The sequence below is a fragment of the Actinomycetospora succinea genome, assembly GCF_004363095.1.
GTDB classification, from domain to species: Bacteria; Actinomycetota; Actinomycetes; order Mycobacteriales; family Pseudonocardiaceae; genus Actinomycetospora; species Actinomycetospora succinea.
The window spans coordinates 144138-159588 of record NZ_SNYO01000013.1 but is presented as its reverse complement, the minus strand read 5'-3'; the positions used below and the strand labels follow the sequence as shown (position 1 = coordinate 159588).

The following is a 15451-nucleotide window of genomic DNA, read 5'->3' as shown; positions in this document are numbered from 1 at the left end:
GCAGCCCTACAACGAAGCCACCGCCTGGCCCGCGGCTACAGACAAGACAAACGCCCCCGCGGCTTGACCTCCTACGACCGTGGGATGTCTAGGTGGTCGTGACGCCCCCGTCCACCGTGAGCGTGGTCCCCGTGACGTACGACCCCGCGTCGGAGGCGAGGAACACCAGGGCCGCGGCGAGCTCCTCGGGATCGCCGATCCGCCCCGTCAGCACCCGCGGCATCATCGTCTCGAGGTAGCCCTCGTGGTAACTGTCGGTCATCTCCGAGGTGAAGAACCCCGGGGCGAGCGCGTTGACCCGGATGCCCTTGCGGGGCGTCCACTGCTGGGCCAGGTCGCGGGAGAGCCCGATGACCCCGGCCTTCGACGACGCGTACGCGGCCTGCGGCAGGCCCGCCGTGGTCAGCGCGAGGATGCTCGAGACGTTGATGATGGAGCCGCCGGCCTGCATGTGGCGTACCGCGGCCTGTGCCATCCAATAGCTGCCGTTGAGGTTGATGTCGATGACCTCGCGGAACTGCTCCGGGGTCTCCTTGGTGGCGGGGTAGGCGGTGCCGATGCCGGCGTTGTTGACCAGCACGTCGAGGCGCCCGAGCTCGTTCACCGCGGCGTCGGCGAGCGCCCGGCAGTCCTCGGGCGACGAGACGTCGGTGCGCACGGTGACGCAGCGCCGGCCGCGCTCCTCCACCGCCTTGCGTGTGTCCTCCAGCTTCTCGGTGCGCCGCGCCCCGAGGACGACGTCGGCGCCCGCCTCGGCCAGGGCGGTGGCGAACACCACGCCCAGCCCGGAGGAGGCGCCGGTGATCACGGCGACGCGGTCGTCGAGCCGGAAGCGATCGAGGATGCCCATGGTCCCAGGACCGTAGGGCACGGTCCGCTCCCTAGGCTCGGGCGGTGATGTGCGGGTGAGCGGAGTGCTGGAGGGCTTCCTCGTCATCGGCGTCGTGGTCGCCGTCGGCGTGGTCGTCGGACGGTTCGGCGTGCTGCCCGAGGGGGCCACCGAGACGCTCTCGCGCACCGCGTTCTTCGTGGCCAGCCCCGCGCTGCTGTTCGTCACGCTGCTGCGCGCCGACGTGGCGCGGGTGCTCTCGACGGGGCTGGTCGTCACCGCGCTCGCGGCCGTCGCGGTGTGCCTGCTCTACATCCCGGTCGGCGTGCTGCGCCGCCGCCCACGCGGCGAGACGGTCGTCGGCTCGATGGCCAGCGGCTACCTCAACGCCGGCAACCTCGGCATCCCGATCGCCACCTACGCGCTCGGCAGCGCCGCCGAGATCGCGCCGTCGCTGATCTTCCAGCTGGCCGTGCTGACGCCCGCGTACACGACGCTGCTCGACGTCGTCGCCGCCCGGCGCCGCGGCGAGGACCCCGGGATCGGTGGGGCGCTGCTCGCGCCACTGCGCAACCCGCTGCTGCTCGCGACCGTCGCGGGCCTGCTGCTCAACGTGGCCGGGGTCTCCGTGCCCGAGAGCCTGCTCCAGCCCGTCGAGCTGCTCGCCGACCTGGCCGTGCCGGCGATGCTGCTGGCGTTCGGGCTCTCGCTCGCGCACGCCCAGCGGCCCGGGCGCGACGACGACCCGGTGTGCCTCGGCGCGGTGATCGTGCTCAAGAACCTCGTGCACCCGTTCCTGGCCTGGCTGATCGGGTCGACGTTCGGGCTCGAGGGCCCGGCGCTGCTGGCGGTGGTGGTGAGCGCGGCCCTGCCGACCGCGCAGAACGTCTTCGGCTACGCCGTGCGCTTCGCGACGGGGGTGCCGCTCGCCCGCGACGCGGCACTGATCACGACCGTCGTGAGCGTGCCGGTGCTGCTCGTCGTCGCCCTCTGACGCGTGACGCGCGCTACGCCGAACGGTTGAGTGCGCTGCGACCGGGCAAGCCTCGTCCGCGTGTCCGGAGTACTGCAGGGCTTCCTCGTCATCGGCATCGCGATCGCGCTCGGCTACGTGCTGGGACGCCGGGACGTGCTCGGCGAGAACGCGACGTCGGTGCTCTCGCGCGCGGCCTTCTTCGTCGCGACGCCGGCGCTGCTGTTCCACACGCTCGCCGACGCCGACCCCGGCGAGATCTTCTCGTGGTCGCTGGTGGTCGTCGGCGCGAGCGCGGCCCTGATGTGCCTGCTGTTCGTGCCGATCGCCCGCCGGCGGGGCCGCGACCCGATGGAGACGACCGTCGGGTCGATGGCCGCGGGCTACGTCAACGCCGGCAACCTCGGGCTGCCGATCGCGATCTACGCCCTGTCCAGCCCCGCCGACGTGGCCCCGGCGCTGATCTTCCAGCTGGCGCTGCTCACGCCGGTGTTCACGACGATCCTCGACGTGCAGGGCGCGCGGGCGGAGGGCCGGCGGCCGTCGTACGCCTGGACGCTGACCGCGCCGGCCCGCAACCCGCTGGCGATCGCCACCGCGCTCGGCATCGCCGTGGCGCTCACGGGCGTCGAGCTGCCGGAGTTCGTGACCGCGCCGGTCGAGATGATCGGCGACTTCGCGGTGCCGGCGATGCTGTTCGCGTTCGGCATCTCGCTGGTCTCGGCGCACCGGCCGGGCCGCGACGAGGACCCGGTGGTGCTCGGGACGGTGGTGGTGCTGAAGAACCTCGTGCAGCCGGCCGCGGCGCTGGGGCTCGCGATGCTGCTGGGGATCGACGGCGACGAGCTGGTCGCCGTCGTCGTCATGGCCGCGCTGCCGACCGCGCAGAACGTCTTCGGGTACGCGGTGCGCTACGGCGCCGGGACGAGCCTGGCGCGCGACAGCGCGCTCGTCTCGACGGTCGTCAGCGTCCCGGTCCTGCTGGGCGTCCTTGGGGTGGCGGCCCTGATGTGAGCGAAATTCCCGGCTATCGCCGGGAATTTCGCTCACATACTCCGTCAGGCCGGCACGAGTTCGCGTTCGGGTGCCTCGACGGCGGCCGACCGGCGGCGGCCGCGGACCTCGAGGCCGCCCGAGAGCATCAGCACCGCCAGGCCGACGACGGCGAGGGTGGCGCCGACGATCGTCGGGGCGAGGTAGCCCAGGCCCGCGGCGATGACCATGCCGCCGAGCCAGGCGCCGAGCGAGTTGGCGATGTTCGACGCCGACTGGATCGCCGCCGAGGCCATCGTGGGCGCGTCGCCGACGAGGTCGAGGATGCGGGTCTGGATCGCCGGGCCCAGGGCCAGCGAGAACATGCCCGCCCCGAACAGCGACAGGATCGCGAGCACCGGGTGGTGCACGGTGACCACGAAGCTCACGAGCACGCCGGCCAGCGCCAGCAGGCAGACGTAGAGGGTGGCCATGGGCGCCCGGTCGGCGGCGCGCCCGCCGAGCACGGAGCCCGCGGTCATGCCGAGCCCGACCACGGCGAGCAGCAGCGTCACGGTGGCGGTGGAGAAGCCGCCGACCTCGGTGAGCATCGGGGTCACGTAGCTGTAGCAGGCGAACATCGCGCCGAAGCCGAAGACCACGGCGGCCAGCGAGAGCACGACCTGCGGGTGGCGCAGGGTCGCGACCTCGGAGCGCAGCGCGCCCTTGCCGGTCGCGGCGGGGGCGGCGGCGGGGACGAACGCGGCGATGCCGGCCACGGCGACCAGCCCGATGACGCCGACGACGCCGAACGTGGCGCGCCAGCCGGCGGCCTGGCCGAGCAGGGTGCCGAGCGGCACGCCGACGACGTTGGCGATGGTCAGGCCCAGGAAGACGCGCGAGACGGCGGTGGCGCGGCGGTCGCGGCCGACCATGCTCGCCGCGGCCACGGACGCGGCGCCGAAGAACGCGCCGTGCGGGAGGCCGGTCAGGAAGCGGATCGCCATCAGCGACCCGATCTCGGGGGCGATCGCGGAGGCGAGGTTGCCGAGCGCGAAGACGCCCATCAGCGACATCAGCACGGTGCGCCGGGGCAGCTTCACGGTCGCGCCGGCGAGCAGGGGTGCGCCGACCACGACGCCGGCGGCGTAGGCGGAGATGAGGTGGCCGGCCTCGGAGACCGAGACGCCGAGACCGTCCGCGACCTCGGGCAGCAAGCCCATGATCACGAACTCGGTGGTGCCGATGCCGAAGGTGCCCAGGGCGAGGGCGAGCAGAGCCAGAGGCACGGGGAGCTCCTAGGGGGAACGACTGCGGGACGAGTGGTCTTCATCCGACGTCGTCCACCGTCCGAGCCCAGGCGCCATAAGTCGAAGAAGCTCAGCACGAGATCGCATAAGCTGACCTGATGCCGACGCTGCGCCAGCTCGAGTCGTTCGTCGCCGTCGTCGACGAGGGGTCGTTCACGCGGGCGGCTGACCGCCTGTTCGTCTCCCAGCCGGGCCTCTCCCAGCAGATCGCGGCGCTCGAGAAGGAGTTGGGCGGATCACTGTTCAGCCGCCTCCCGCGTGCGGTGTCTCTCACCCCGACCGGGCGGGCCCTGCTCCCCCACGCCCGCGCCGCCGTCGTCGCGGCCGAGCGCGGCAGCGCCGCGGCCCGGCAGGTCACCGGCTCCGAGGGCGGCGAGCTGCGCATCGCGTGCGTCTATTCGGTGAGCCTCGGCCTGCTGCCGGGGGTGCTGCGGCGCTGGCGCGCGGAGAACCCCGACGTCACGGTGCGGCTCTTCGAGCACCGCCACGGCGACACGCTCGCCACCGCCGTCCGGGAGGGCCAGGCCGACATCGGCGTCGGGCCGGTGCCGGCGCAGTGGCGGGGGCGCCTGCGCGCCCTCGGGCACGAGGAGATGGTCGTGCTCCTGCCGCCCAACCTGGGTCCCGACGACGTCATGGCCCCGGCGGCCGGCGAGATCGCGCTCAGCCGCCTCGAGCACGTCCCGTGGGTCCAGTACGCGCCGGACCACGCGCTCGCCGACGTCCTGCTCGACGCGTGCGAGCAGGCCGGCTTCCGCCCGCAGGTCGCCGTGCGCACCGAGCAGACCGCCGTCGCCCCGCTGCTGACCGCGGCGGGGATCGGGCCGTCGCTGGTGCCGGCGGCGATCGTCCCGCCGCAGTTCGCGGGCACCATCGCCCGCCCGCTCCCCCGCGTCGAGCGCGAGCTCGCGGCCTACACCGGCGCCGAACCGGACGCGCTCACCAACCGCTTCGTCGCCGACGTCGCGCGCCACGCGGTCCTGCTGCCCGACCACGTCGCGGCGGCGCTGCACGGGCCCGCCGTGCTATGACACGGGCTGCCCGCCCCGCAACGTCACGGCACGAACGACCAGGAGGTCACCCCGCATGGATGCACGCCCGACGAGCGCCGTCATCGGCGGCGGGACGATGGGCGCCGGGATCGCCCACGTCCTGCTCGCCGCCGGGAGCCCGGTGACCCTCGTGGAGGCGGACGCGGACCGGGTCGACGCCTCGCGCCGCGCCGTGGAGACGAGCCTCGACGGCGCCGCGCAGCGCGGCAAGCTCCCCGAGGGCGTGGGGCGCGACGACCTGCTGGGGCGCCTGACGATGTCCACCAGCGTCGACGAGCTGCCCGGCGACACCGCGCTCGTCGTCGAGGCCGTGCCCGAGCGCGTCGACATCAAGCAGGCCGTGCTGGGCGGGGCCGCGCGCGCCTGCCCGGCCGCGGTGCTGGCGTCGAACACCTCGTCGCTCTCGATCGGCGCGATCGCCGCGGACCTGCCCGGCGACCGCGTCATCGGCATGCACTTCTTCAACCCGGTGCCCGCCCAGAAGCTCGTCGAGCTGGTGGTGCACCCGGGGACGTCGGAGGAGACGACCGCCGAGACCCGCGGGTGGGTCGAGGCGCTGGGCAAGACCGCGATCGTCGTCAACGACGCCCCCGGCTTCGCCACCTCGCGGCTCGGCCTGACCGTCGGGCTCGAGGCGATCCGGATGGTCGAGGAGGGCGTGGCGAGCCCGGAGGACATCGACACCGGCATGCAGCTGGGCTACCGCTGGCCGATGGGCCCGCTGCGCCTGACCGACGTCGTCGGGCTCGACGTGCGCCTCGCGATCGCCGAGCACCTGACCCGCGAGCTGGGCCCGCGCTTCGAGCCGCCCCAGCTGCTGCGGGACAAGGTCGCGCGCGGCGAGCTCGGACAGAAGTCCGGGCGCGGCTTCTACGACTGGAGCTGACGTGGAGCTGGGACTCGCCGGACGGGTCGCGATCGTCACCGGCGCCTCGCGCGGCATCGGCCTGTCGTGCGCGCGGGAGCTCGCCACCGAGGGCGCGCACGTCGTGCTCGTCGCGCGCGACGCCGAGGCGCTGGAGACGGCGGCCGGGCGGGTGCGCTCGGCCGGGCCGGCGTCGACGGTGCTGCCGATCGCCGCGGACACCACCGACGACGTGTCGGTGCGGGCCATGGTCGCGCGGGTCGTCGACGAGCTCGGTGGCGTCGACGTGCTGGTCAACGCCGCCGCGCGCCCGGCGGGCGGCGCCCCGATCCCCCCGCTGACCGAGCTCACCGACGACGCGGTGCTCTCCGAGGTCGACACCAAGGTCCTCGGCTACCTGCGCACCGCGCGCGCCGTGGCGCCGCACATGACCGCGCAGGGCTGGGGCCGGATCGTCAACGTCTCGGGCCTCAACGCGCGCCGCACGGGGTCGATCGCGGGGACGATCCGCAACGTCGGCGTCGCCGCGCTGACCGCCAACCTCGCCGACGAGCTGGGCCCCCACGGTGTCGGCGTCGTCGTCGTGCACCCGGGCTACACCGAGACCGAGCGGACGGCCGGCATGATCGCCGACCGGATGGCGGCGAGCGGCCTCTCGGAGGACGAGGTGCGCGGGGAGCTGGCGAAGGGCACCAGCCTGGGCCGGATCATGACCGCGGACGAGGTGGCCGACGTCGTCGTCTTCCTCGCCTCGCCCCGGGCCGTCGCGGTCACCGGCGGCGCCGTCGCGGCCGCGGGCGGCGAGCGGGGCGTCGTGCACTACTAGCCGGTCGCGCCGAGGAGAATCCCCCCACACATGCACGAACCGGCGCCCCGTGATCGGGACGCCGGTTCGTGATCTGGGAGGAAGTGTCAGCTCGGGACCCGCACGGTCCCGGTCGTCCCACCGACCGCTTGTCTGCGCTCAGCGGCGTGGAGTCTGGTGTGGATCAGCTCCCGTGCGCGGTGCGGCGCCGGGTCGACCGGGTCCAGTGATGCGGTGCGGGGTCTTCCCTGCGTCCAATCCATCACCTCTTCCCGGTCATTCCACTGATGCGCTGGCGCGGTGCGGATCAGCCCTCAGCTCGTGTGATCGGCACCACAGCGACCCGTCCGACGGTACTCACCGCGCGCCCGGGGTCAAGGGGTTCGACGCTCCAGCGCCAACAGCAATCGCTTGCGTTCGACGCCGGGTCCCCCACCCGAGGGACGGCCGGCGGCGTTGACGACCCGGTGACACGGAACGAGCAGGCTGACCGGATTGCGCGCGTTCGCCGTGCCGACGGCCTGGGCCGCCCGCGGCCGTCCGATCGCCGCCGCGAGCGCGCCGTACGTCGTCACCTCGCCGTAGGGCACGTCGCCCAGCGCGGCCCAGACGGCGCGCGAGAACGGGGTGCCGGGCGGGTCGACGGGCACGTCGAAGCGGCGTCGGTCACCGGCGAAGTACTCGCCGAGCTCGCCCTCGAGGTCGTCGAGCCCGGCGCACGTGCCGCCGTCGGGGTGGCCGAAGGCCGGGTCGGCGTCGCGTTCCCGCTGGTCGTGGACGTGCAGGCCGGAGACGGCGTCGCGGTCGGTGTCCCAGGTCAGGGTGAGCGGGCCGATGGGGCTCTCGACGACGCGGAAGCAGCGCACGCGTCCCGGTCTACCCGACGGGGTAGGCAGCACGCGTGCGTGCCATCGGAGTGAACACCTACGGAGGACCGGACGCCCTCGAGGTCGTCGAGCTGCCCGAGCCCCACGCCGGGCCCGGCGAGGCCCGCCTGCGGGTGCGGGCGGCGGCGGTGAACCCGACCGACACCCTCGCCCGCGACGGGTCCCGCGCCTCGAACGCATCCAGCACAGCACGCCGATGGGGCAAGGACCCGCCGCCGTACGTGCCGGGCATGGACGCCGCCGGCGAGGTCGACGAGATCGGCGAGGGCACCGACACCGAGCTCCACGTCGGCGACGCCGCGATGGCGATCGTGGTGCCCGACGGCAGCCACGGGGCCTACGCCGAGCACGTCGTCGTGCCCGCGGGGTCGGTGGTGCGCGCGCCGGCGGGGACGTCGGCGGTCGAGGCGTCCACGCTGCCGATGAACGGGCTCACCGCGCGACTGGCGCTCGACACGCTCGCGCTGGCCCCCGGGCAGACCGTCGCGGTGACGGGCGCGGCGGGCGCCCTCGGCGGCTACGTGGTGCAGCTCGCGAAGGCCGACCGGCTCACCGTCGTCGCCGACGCGTCCGAGGCCGACGAGGCGCTCGTGCGGTCGCTGGGCGCCGACGTGGTCGTGCGCCGGGGCGACGACGTCGCCGCCCGCATCCGCGAGAGCCAGCCCGGCGGCGTCGACGCGGTCGTCGACGGGTCGCTGCAGGGCGACGCGCTGCTCGACGCCGTCCGCGACGGCGGTCGCATCGCCACCGTGCGCGGGCACCGGGGCGCGGACGAGCGCGGGATCACGTGGCACCCGGTGCTGGTGCGCGACGTCGCGACCGACCACGCGGCCCTGGACGCGCTGCGCCGGCAGGCCGAGGAGGGCGTGCTGACCCTGCGCGTCGCCGACACGATCCCGGCCGAGAAGGCCCCCGAGGCCCACCGCCGCCTCGAGGCCGGGGGCGTCCGGGGCCGTCTGGTCCTGACGTTCTGAGCCCTACGTGCGTGATCTTCTGAGCTATCACTCAGAAGATCACGCACGTGGCTAGCCGAACGTGTCCATCAGTTCCGTCACGCAGAGGACCAGGAAGAGCACGGCCGCGCCGACGAGCAACGTCGTCGAGAGCCACCCGTTGCGCCACTCGCGCGGCGTCCGGCTGCTGTTGAGCAGCCACAGCAGCGTGATCGCCAGGAACGGCATGAAGAACGCGCCGAGGGCGCCGTACGCCACGACCAGCGCGAACGGCCGGCCGAGGAACAGCAGCACGATCGGCGGGAACGTCAGCCACAGCAGGTAGAGCCGGAACGGGGTGCTGCGCTCGGCGTCGTCGCTGAGCTGGCCGGCGGCCTGGAGCTCCTCGGGGGTCTTCGCGACCGCCTCGCGGCGGGTGCGCACGAAGTCGGTGACCATCAGGCTCACGCCCTGCCACACCCCGAGCAGCGACGAGAACGACGTCGCGAAGAACCCGACGAGGAACAGCGTCGCGATCACCGGGCCGAAGCGCTGCTCGAGGATCGCGTCGAGGTCGAGCAGGCCGCGGTCGCTCTCGACCAGCGCGATGTTGGCCGTGTACAGCAGCTCCGCGCCCACCACCAGCATGGCCGCGACGAAGATGCCGGTGGTGATGTAGGCGACGCGGTTGTCGAGGCGCATGACCTTGATCCACGAGCTGTCGCGCCAGCCCTTGGCGTTGACCCAGTAGCCGTACGCCGCCATCGTCACCGTGCCGCCGACGCCGCCGACCAGCCCGAGCGTGTAGATCCCCGAGCCCTGCGGCAGCGTCGGGATCAGGCCCGCGAGCATCGCCGGGACGTCGGGCAGCACGAGGATCGCGAGGCCCACCACGACGACGAACATGACGCCGACGAGCACGGTCATGATCTTCTCGAAGAGCGGGTACGAGCCGAACCACACGAGGACCAGCCCGACCAGGCCGCACGGGATGCCCCACGCCGGGATCGACCCGCCGAACATCGCCGCGAGCGGCAGCGCCGACGACGTCATCGCCGTCGCGCCGTAGACGAAGCCCCAGATCGCGACGTAGACGACGAAGTAGACCGTCGTCCACGGCCCCAGCGAGCGCCAGCCCGCGAAGATCGTCGAGCCGGTCGCGAGGTGCCAGCGGCCCGTCGCCTCGGCCAGCGCGATCTTGACGACGACGCCGAGCACCACCGCCCAGAGCAGCGTGTAGCCGTACTCGGCGCCGGCGACCAGCGTCGCGACCAGGTCGCCCGCGCCCACGCCCGTCGCCGCCACGACGATGCCCGGGCCGACGATGCTCCAGCGTCGCGTCTGCCGGCCCTCGCTCGTACCGACGTCGTCCGTGCCCCGATCGGTCATACGGGGCAGTTCACCACGGTGCGACGGCTTTTCGGTAGCCGTCCGTCACCGGGCGGTCACTCCGACGTGGTCGGCGAGGAAGGCGGCGACCTGCGGGCGGGTCACCTGCGCGCCGGGGCTGCCGAAGGGGAAGTCGAAGACGTGGTCGGCGTGCGGCACCTCGACCAGCCGCCCCGGCACACCCGCGGCGCGCAGGGCGCCGTCGTAGGCGTGGACGCGGTCGGGGTAGACGAAGTGGTCGGCGGACCCGAGCACGAGCAGGGTCGGCGGCAGGTCGGGGCGCACGAGGTCGACGGGCGAGGCGGCTGCCGTCTCGGCCGGTCGCTCGGTGGCCCGGCCGCCGAGGACCGCGTCCTGGAGCGAGCGGTCCACGATCCGCAGGTCGGTGGCGGGGTAGTAGGCGACGACGGCGCGGGGGCGGGGTGCGCTCAGCTCGCCCGCCAGGATGCCGGCGGTCGTGCTCAGCGCGAGCGTGGCGCCCGCCGACTGCCCGGCGAGGACGATCCGGTCCGGGTCGAGGTGCTCCTCGGCGGCGTGCGTGGCGGCCCACGCGGCGGCGGCCGCGACGTCGTGGCGCTGGCCCTCCCCCACCGGCCCGGGCGGCGGCAGGCGGTACTCGACGGACACGACGGCGTACCCGCGGTCGGCGAGCCAGCGGTTCAGCGCGGTGCGGTCGTCGCGCTCGCCGCGGACCCAGCTGCCGCCGTGCACCCAGACGACCACGGGGTGCGGACCGGGGCCCGCGGGCCGGTAGAGGTCGAGGTCCAGCGGACGCCCGAGCTCGTCGACGGCGTACTGCTCGGTGCGGTCGGGGTGCCCGTCGGGCTGGCCGACGACGGTCAGCGCAGCCCACCAGTCGATCTCCTCGTCGCCCGCCTGGGCCCTGACGACGGCGGTCAGCGCGAGGGCGGCGACGAGCGCGACGGCGGCGACGACCACCCCGTCGCGTCCTCCGAGAGCCCAGGTCGCGGCGCCGAGCCCGATCCCGAGCGCGGCGGCGAGCGCGGCGTGCACGGGGTACTGGCCGGTGACGAACGACCCGAGGAACCCGATCACCGGCAGACGCGGGGCATACGAGCCGACGGCGACGACGAGCACGAGGAGCAGCCACACGATCCCCACCGTGCGCACCAGCCACACGAGCACCCTCGGTCCCCTCCCGCCGACGATCACCTCACCACGCGGGACCTCCGCGCCGCGCTCGCGGGCGGTTCGCGGGGTGTGGCGCGGGCCTCGGGGTCACCCTGCTCGGCAGCGAACGGGCGGTTCGCTGCTTCTGGGCGCTCGACGTCCCCGTTGATCACGCGGGCGGGGTGGTCCTCGGCGATCCTTCGGTGATCAGGAGCGCGGTATGCACCTTGCAACGCGGCCCGGGGTGCACAGCGCTCTCGTGATCTCCGCGGGCACGAGCCCCGGCGTGTCGCGCAGCGAGGATGTGGCGATCCTGGCGTCACACGCCAGCAAAGCCGCATCGCTCGCACGACCACGGCGCCGGCTCGCTCGCCCCGAGCCGAGATCGTGGGGGCTTTCCTCACGTTCAACGCCGGCGTGGCCGCCACGCTGACAACACCGTCACCCGAACGCCGCGGGGACGCGCCGGCCGGGCGGGGCGGTGAGGACGCGGCGGGCGGCGACGGCCACGACGGCGAGCAGGGCCACGACCGCCGCCACGGTGACGGCGAGCGGCGGCGCCATGGCGACGATCGCCCCGAGCGCCCAGACCACGGACGCCGCGTAGGGCACGGCGCCCGCCGTGAACGCGACGACCGCCGACGCGATCGCCCCGGTCACGAGCAGGACGAGCGCGCCCAGCACGGTCAGGTCGCCCGGCGCGCCGAGGAACGTGCCGGTGGTGGCCGCGCCGACGACGGTCGCGACGCTCACCCACCCCGCGTAGAGGGCGACGGGTCCGTGGAGCATCAGCCGGTCGCCGGCACCCGCCGCCGGCAGACGGGTGAGCTGCGCCAGGGCCGCCGCGAGGACCACGAGCAGGGCGACGATGATCACCTGCGCGAGCACCACCGCCCGCGCCGAGAACGCGAGGATCCAGCCCGCGTTGAGCAGGGTCGAGGCGACGAGCCACCAGCCCGTCGCCCGGTGCACCGCGCGCTCGGGCTGGCCGGGCAGCACCTGGCGCACCGCGAGCACCAGGAGCCCCGCGTACACCAGGCCCCAGATCGAGAACGCCGCCGGGACGGGCATGACGACCGTGGTGTTCTCGCGCGCCACGACCCCCACCGACAGCCCGAACGCCCCGGAGCCGCCCAGCCCCCCGGCGACGACCTGCAGCAGCGCCCCGGCGAGCAGCGCCCCGGCCCGGACCCGGTCGGCGACCGTCGCCCTCGTGATCACCGCAGTCACGGCAACATCCCTCCATCGTGGAATCTCTCGATCGTCGAGATTACTCGCCGGGTCGATACGATGCACGGCGAAGGAGGTGGGCCCGTGGCCGAGGAGCGTGACGCTCTCGTTCGGCTCCTGCAGGACTACGCCGACGAGGCCGGGCGGCTCGGTCACGTGTTCGCCGCCGAGCAGGGCCTGCACCGCACCGACGCCGCCGCGCTGCTCGCCGTCCTGCGCGCCGAGCGGGCCGGCGCGGCGCTGACCCCGGGCCGGCTCGGCGAGGAGGTCGGGCTCTCGTCGGGCGCCACGACGGCCGCGGTCGACCGTCTCGAGCGGCTCGGCCACCTCCACCGGGTCCGCGACGACGCCGACCGGCGCCGCGTGACCCTGCACCACGACCCGGCCGGCGAAGCCGTCGGGCGCGCCTTCTTCGGCCCGCTCGCCACGCGCCTCGACGCCGTGCTCGCCGGCTACACGCCCGCCGAACTGGACGTCGTCCACCGTTTCCTCACCGACGTCGTCGCGTCGGTCGCCGAGCACCGCGCCGAGATGATCACGGAGAACCCGCAGGGATGAGCTCGCCGATCGGCTCCCGCGCCGGGGCCGTCGCGGTCGCCGTCGCCGTGGTGGCCGTGCTGGCCCTGGTCATCACACTGATCGTCGTGCTGTCGAACAGCGAGATCGCCGCGCGTCCCCGGTGCACGATCACCGCGCCGCCGGACTCCCCCGGCCTGCCCGCGACCTGGACACTCTCGCCCGAGCAGGCCGACAGCGCGGCGACGATCGTCGGGGTCGGCCGGCGCCTCGGCGTCCCCGACCGCGCGGTGACGATCGCCCTCGCCACCGCCATCCAGGAGTCGACCCTGGCGAACCTCCGCGGCGGCGACCGCGACTCGCTCGGCCTGTTCCAGCAGCGCCCGAGCCAGGGTTGGGGCAGCGAGGAGGAGATCCTCGACCCGGTCTACGCCACCACGGCGTTCTACGAGGCGCTGCTGCAGGTGCCCGGCTGGTCGTCGATGGACATCACCGTCGCCGCGCAGACCGTCCAGCGCAGCGGCTTCCCCGAGGCCTACGCCGACCACGAGCCCGAGGCGCGCCTCATGGCCGTCGCCCTGCTCGGGCAGGCGCCGGCCGCGATGACCTGCGTCGACCTCTCGACGACCCCGGCCGCCGACCCCGGCAGCGGCGCCGTCGCCGAGCTCGCCGCGTCCGAGCTCGGCACCCGGCGCCTCTCCGGCGCGCAGGAGCCCGAGGCGGGCTGGGCCATCGCGACCTGGCTCGTCGCGCACGCCCAGCGCCTCGCGCTCGAGAGCGTCACCTTCGACGGGCGGACCTGGACGGTCGCCGCGGGGACGTGGGACCAGACCGGTCCCGCCGACGGGCAGCTGTCGCTGCGCCGCCTCGGCCAGCCCTGAGCGCTACCCCAGCAGCAGGAACGCGCCCGCGCCGACGAGCACGAGGACGGCGAGCACGATCAGGGCGACGCCGAGGCGGCGCACCGCGGACCACGGCTCGTGCTCCCCCGGGCCGGGGCCCTCGTCGGGGACGTCCTGGGGCCGGGTGCCGGTGGGGCCCGCACCGCCGCCCACCGGGGCGGGCCGGTTGATCACCTCGGTGCGCAGGGTGGGGTCCGGGGCGGCGAAGCGGCGCAGGTCGTCGGCGAGCTCGCGGGCGTCGTGGTGGCGCATCGCGGGCTCGAGCGCCAGCGCGCGCAGCACCACGGCGTCGAGGTCGGGCGAGATCTCGCCGCTGACCTGGCGGGGCGGCACCGGGGACTCGCGCAGGCGCTGCGAGGCCACCTCGACCGAGCTCGGCCCGCGGAACGGGACCTGCCCGGTGAGCAGCTCGTAGAGCGTGCAGCCCACCGCGTAGACGTCGCTGCGGCCGTCGAGCGGATCGCAGCGGACCTGCTCCGGCGAGAGGTAGGCGGCCGTCCCGACGACGACGCCGGTGTTGGTGAAGCCCTCGACGTCCGCGACGCGGGCGATCCCGAAGTCCATCAGTTTCACGGTGCCGTCGGAGCAGCGCATGACGTTGCCGGGGTTGACGTCGCGGTGGACGACGCCGCGGTCGTGCGCCGCGGCGAGCGCCTCGCACACCGGGACCAGCACCGACGCGGCCTCGTCCGGCGTGAGCCGGCCCCGGTCGGCCAGCTCGTCGCGCAGCGTGCGGCCCTCGACGAGCTCCATGACGACGAAGACCTCGCCGCCGTCCGCCGCCCCGACGTCGTGGACGGCCACGACGTGCGGGTGGTCGATGACCGCCGCGGCGCGCGCCTCGTCGCGCAGCCGCCAGCCGTACTCGGCGTCCCCGCGGTACTCCGAGGGCAGGAGCTTGACCGCGACCGTGCGGCCGAGCTCGCGGTCGACCGCCCGGTGCACCTCGGCCATGCCGCCGCGCCCGATCAGCCCCTGGAGCTCGTACCGGTCGGCGAGCACGCGCGACCCCTCGGGAGCGCTCACATCCGCCGCGTCCGGGCCGCGTCGCCGCCCGCGAGCAGCGCGTCGAAGACGTAGCGCTGGTCGACCATCGCCTGGCGCATGTCCTCGGTGCCGGCGCTGCCGTCCTCGACGTCGGTCGACACGCGGTGGGCCGAGCGGTAGCGCTCGACGAGATCCGGGTGGTCGACCGAGATCATCTTGGCGCGCTCGGAGAACTGCTCGACGGGGTAGCCGCGCTCGCGCATCACCTGCTGCACGAGCAGGTCGGCGTCGCGCAGCCCGGTCGACGGGTTCTCGACGAAGCTCGACTGCGCCGTCTCCCACGCCTGCCCAAAGCGGTCGCGCTCGCCGCCGTCGAGCTCGCGCACCTCGAGCGCGCGACGCCGCTTGAGACGCGCCCGCAGCTCGCGCTCGCCGTCGCGCGTGCCGTACTCCTCGACGACGCGGTCGTACTCGTCGCCGAACTGGCTGCGCAGCGCCGCGCGCCGCGACCGCGACCGGCTGCGCGCGACCACGACGAGCACGACGCCGAGGATCAGCACCACCACGGCGACCCCGACGATGATCAGGATCGGATCCACTGCACCCCTCCGTGCCACCTGCTCTGACTGGTGACGATCAAACCATCGGGTGCCCGCCGGACCCGGCCGCGG

The 15451-nt window shown here is 74.5% G+C and carries 16 protein-coding genes; 8 read left to right on the top strand and 8 right to left on the bottom strand.

Features of this window, described 5'->3' with window-relative positions:
• Positions 1–88: 88 nt before the first annotated feature.
• Positions 89–850 carry an SDR family NAD(P)-dependent oxidoreductase gene (locus EV188_RS29120; RefSeq protein WP_133829828.1) on the bottom strand — a complete coding sequence of 254 codons (762 nt, stop codon included), beginning with the start codon at positions 848–850 and terminating at the stop codon, positions 89–91.
• 55 nt (positions 851–905) lie between these two features.
• On the opposite strand from EV188_RS29120, the gene EV188_RS29115 reads away from it, so the two are divergent.
• Both EV188_RS29115 and EV188_RS29110 read left to right on the top strand, forming a co-directional pair.
• On the top strand, positions 906–1823 hold the full coding sequence (locus tag EV188_RS29115) for an AEC family transporter (RefSeq protein ID WP_133829827.1): 918 nt from the start codon (positions 906–908) through the stop codon (positions 1821–1823).
• Positions 1824–1883: 60 nt separating this feature from the next.
• On the top strand, positions 1884–2816 hold the full coding sequence (locus tag EV188_RS29110; protein ID WP_133829826.1) for an AEC family transporter: 933 nt from the start codon (positions 1884–1886) through the stop codon (positions 2814–2816).
• 44 nt (positions 2817–2860) lie between these two features.
• On the opposite strand, the gene EV188_RS29105 is transcribed toward EV188_RS29110, so the two are convergent.
• Positions 2861–4063, bottom strand: coding sequence for an MFS transporter (locus EV188_RS29105; RefSeq protein ID WP_166660151.1), 1203 nt, complete (start codon positions 4061–4063; stop codon positions 2861–2863).
• A gap of 119 nt (positions 4064–4182) precedes the next feature.
• Between EV188_RS29105 and EV188_RS29100 the strand changes: the two genes are divergently transcribed.
• Genes EV188_RS29100 through EV188_RS29090 form a run of 3 tightly spaced genes read left to right on the top strand, consistent with a single transcriptional unit; the run spans position 4183 to position 6827 of the window.
• Complete coding sequence (locus EV188_RS29100; RefSeq protein ID WP_133829825.1) at positions 4183–5115, top strand: LysR family transcriptional regulator; 933 nt, start codon at positions 4183–4185, stop codon at positions 5113–5115.
• A 55-nt stretch (positions 5116–5170) separates the two neighbouring features.
• Positions 5171–6022, top strand: a complete 852-nt coding sequence (locus EV188_RS29095) for a 3-hydroxyacyl-CoA dehydrogenase family protein (protein WP_133829824.1) — start codon at positions 5171–5173, stop codon at positions 6020–6022.
• Position 6023: 1 nt separating this feature from the next.
• Positions 6024–6827: an SDR family NAD(P)-dependent oxidoreductase gene (locus tag EV188_RS29090; RefSeq protein WP_133829823.1), complete on the top strand. Its 804-nt coding sequence runs from the start codon at positions 6024–6026 to the stop codon at positions 6825–6827.
• Positions 6828–7180: 353 nt separating this feature from the next.
• Here the strand turns inward: EV188_RS29090 and EV188_RS29085 are convergent, their stop codons facing one another.
• The gene (locus EV188_RS29085; RefSeq protein WP_208114416.1) at positions 7181–7672 is read right to left on the bottom strand and encodes a methylated-DNA--[protein]-cysteine S-methyltransferase; all 492 of its coding nucleotides are present in this window, start codon (positions 7670–7672) and stop codon (positions 7181–7183) included.
• A 35-nt stretch (positions 7673–7707) separates the two neighbouring features.
• Here EV188_RS29085 and EV188_RS29080 point away from each other — a divergent pair, with 35 nt between their 5' ends.
• A complete protein-coding gene (locus EV188_RS29080; RefSeq protein ID WP_133829821.1) occupies positions 7708–8667 on the top strand; it encodes an NADP-dependent oxidoreductase in 960 nt (319 codons plus the stop codon).
• 51 nt (positions 8668–8718) lie between these two features.
• On the opposite strand, the gene EV188_RS29075 is transcribed toward EV188_RS29080, so the two are convergent.
• From EV188_RS29075 to EV188_RS32050, 3 genes are all read right to left on the bottom strand, one after another.
• A complete protein-coding gene (locus tag EV188_RS29075; RefSeq protein ID WP_133829820.1) occupies positions 8719–10014 on the bottom strand; it encodes an Nramp family divalent metal transporter in 1296 nt (431 codons plus the stop codon).
• 45 nt (positions 10015–10059) lie between these two features.
• The gene (locus tag EV188_RS29070; RefSeq protein ID WP_166660150.1) at positions 10060–11160 is read right to left on the bottom strand and encodes an alpha/beta hydrolase; all 1101 of its coding nucleotides are present in this window, start codon (positions 11158–11160) and stop codon (positions 10060–10062) included.
• A 426-nt stretch (positions 11161–11586) separates the two neighbouring features.
• Positions 11587–12375 carry a hypothetical protein gene (locus EV188_RS32050; RefSeq protein WP_166660149.1) on the bottom strand — a complete coding sequence of 263 codons (789 nt, stop codon included), beginning with the start codon at positions 12373–12375 and terminating at the stop codon, positions 11587–11589.
• An 84-nt stretch (positions 12376–12459) separates the two neighbouring features.
• Between EV188_RS32050 and EV188_RS29065 the strand changes: the two genes are divergently transcribed.
• Both EV188_RS29065 and EV188_RS29060 read left to right on the top strand, forming a co-directional pair.
• On the top strand, positions 12460–12933 hold the full coding sequence (locus EV188_RS29065; protein ID WP_243742081.1) for a MarR family transcriptional regulator: 474 nt from the start codon (positions 12460–12462) through the stop codon (positions 12931–12933).
• Positions 12930–13772, top strand: a complete 843-nt coding sequence (locus EV188_RS29060; protein ID WP_133829817.1) for a hypothetical protein — start codon at positions 12930–12932, stop codon at positions 13770–13772. Before EV188_RS29065 ends, EV188_RS29060 begins: the two co-directional genes overlap by 4 nt.
• 3 nt (positions 13773–13775) lie before the next feature.
• Here the strand turns inward: EV188_RS29060 and EV188_RS29055 are convergent, their stop codons facing one another.
• Both EV188_RS29055 and EV188_RS29050 read right to left on the bottom strand, forming a co-directional pair.
• Positions 13776–14819, bottom strand: a complete 1044-nt coding sequence (locus tag EV188_RS29055) for a protein kinase domain-containing protein (protein ID WP_133829816.1) — start codon at positions 14817–14819, stop codon at positions 13776–13778.
• Entirely contained in the window at positions 14816–15379 is a 564-nt protein-coding gene (locus tag EV188_RS29050) for a hypothetical protein (protein ID WP_133829815.1), read from the bottom strand. The genes EV188_RS29055 and EV188_RS29050 overlap by 4 nt, the downstream gene beginning before the upstream one ends.
• Positions 15380–15451 lie beyond the last annotated feature (72 nt).

Excerpts from the sequence above, each read along its gene's own strand:
- EV188_RS29120 (WP_133829828.1), bottom strand. The coding sequence starts at position 850 with ATGGGCATCCTCGATCGCTTCCGGCTCGACGACCGCGTCGCCGTGATC.
- EV188_RS29100 (WP_133829825.1), top strand. The coding sequence starts at position 4,183 with ATGCCGACGCTGCGCCAGCTCGAGTCGTTCGTCGCCGTCGTCGACGAG.
- EV188_RS29095 (WP_133829824.1), top strand. The coding sequence starts at position 5,171 with ATGGATGCACGCCCGACGAGCGCCGTCATCGGCGGCGGGACGATGGGC.
- EV188_RS29075 (WP_133829820.1), bottom strand. The coding sequence starts at position 10,014 with ATGACCGATCGGGGCACGGACGACGTCGGTACGAGCGAGGGCCGGCAG.
- EV188_RS29060 (WP_133829817.1), top strand. The coding sequence starts at position 12,930 with ATGAGCTCGCCGATCGGCTCCCGCGCCGGGGCCGTCGCGGTCGCCGTC.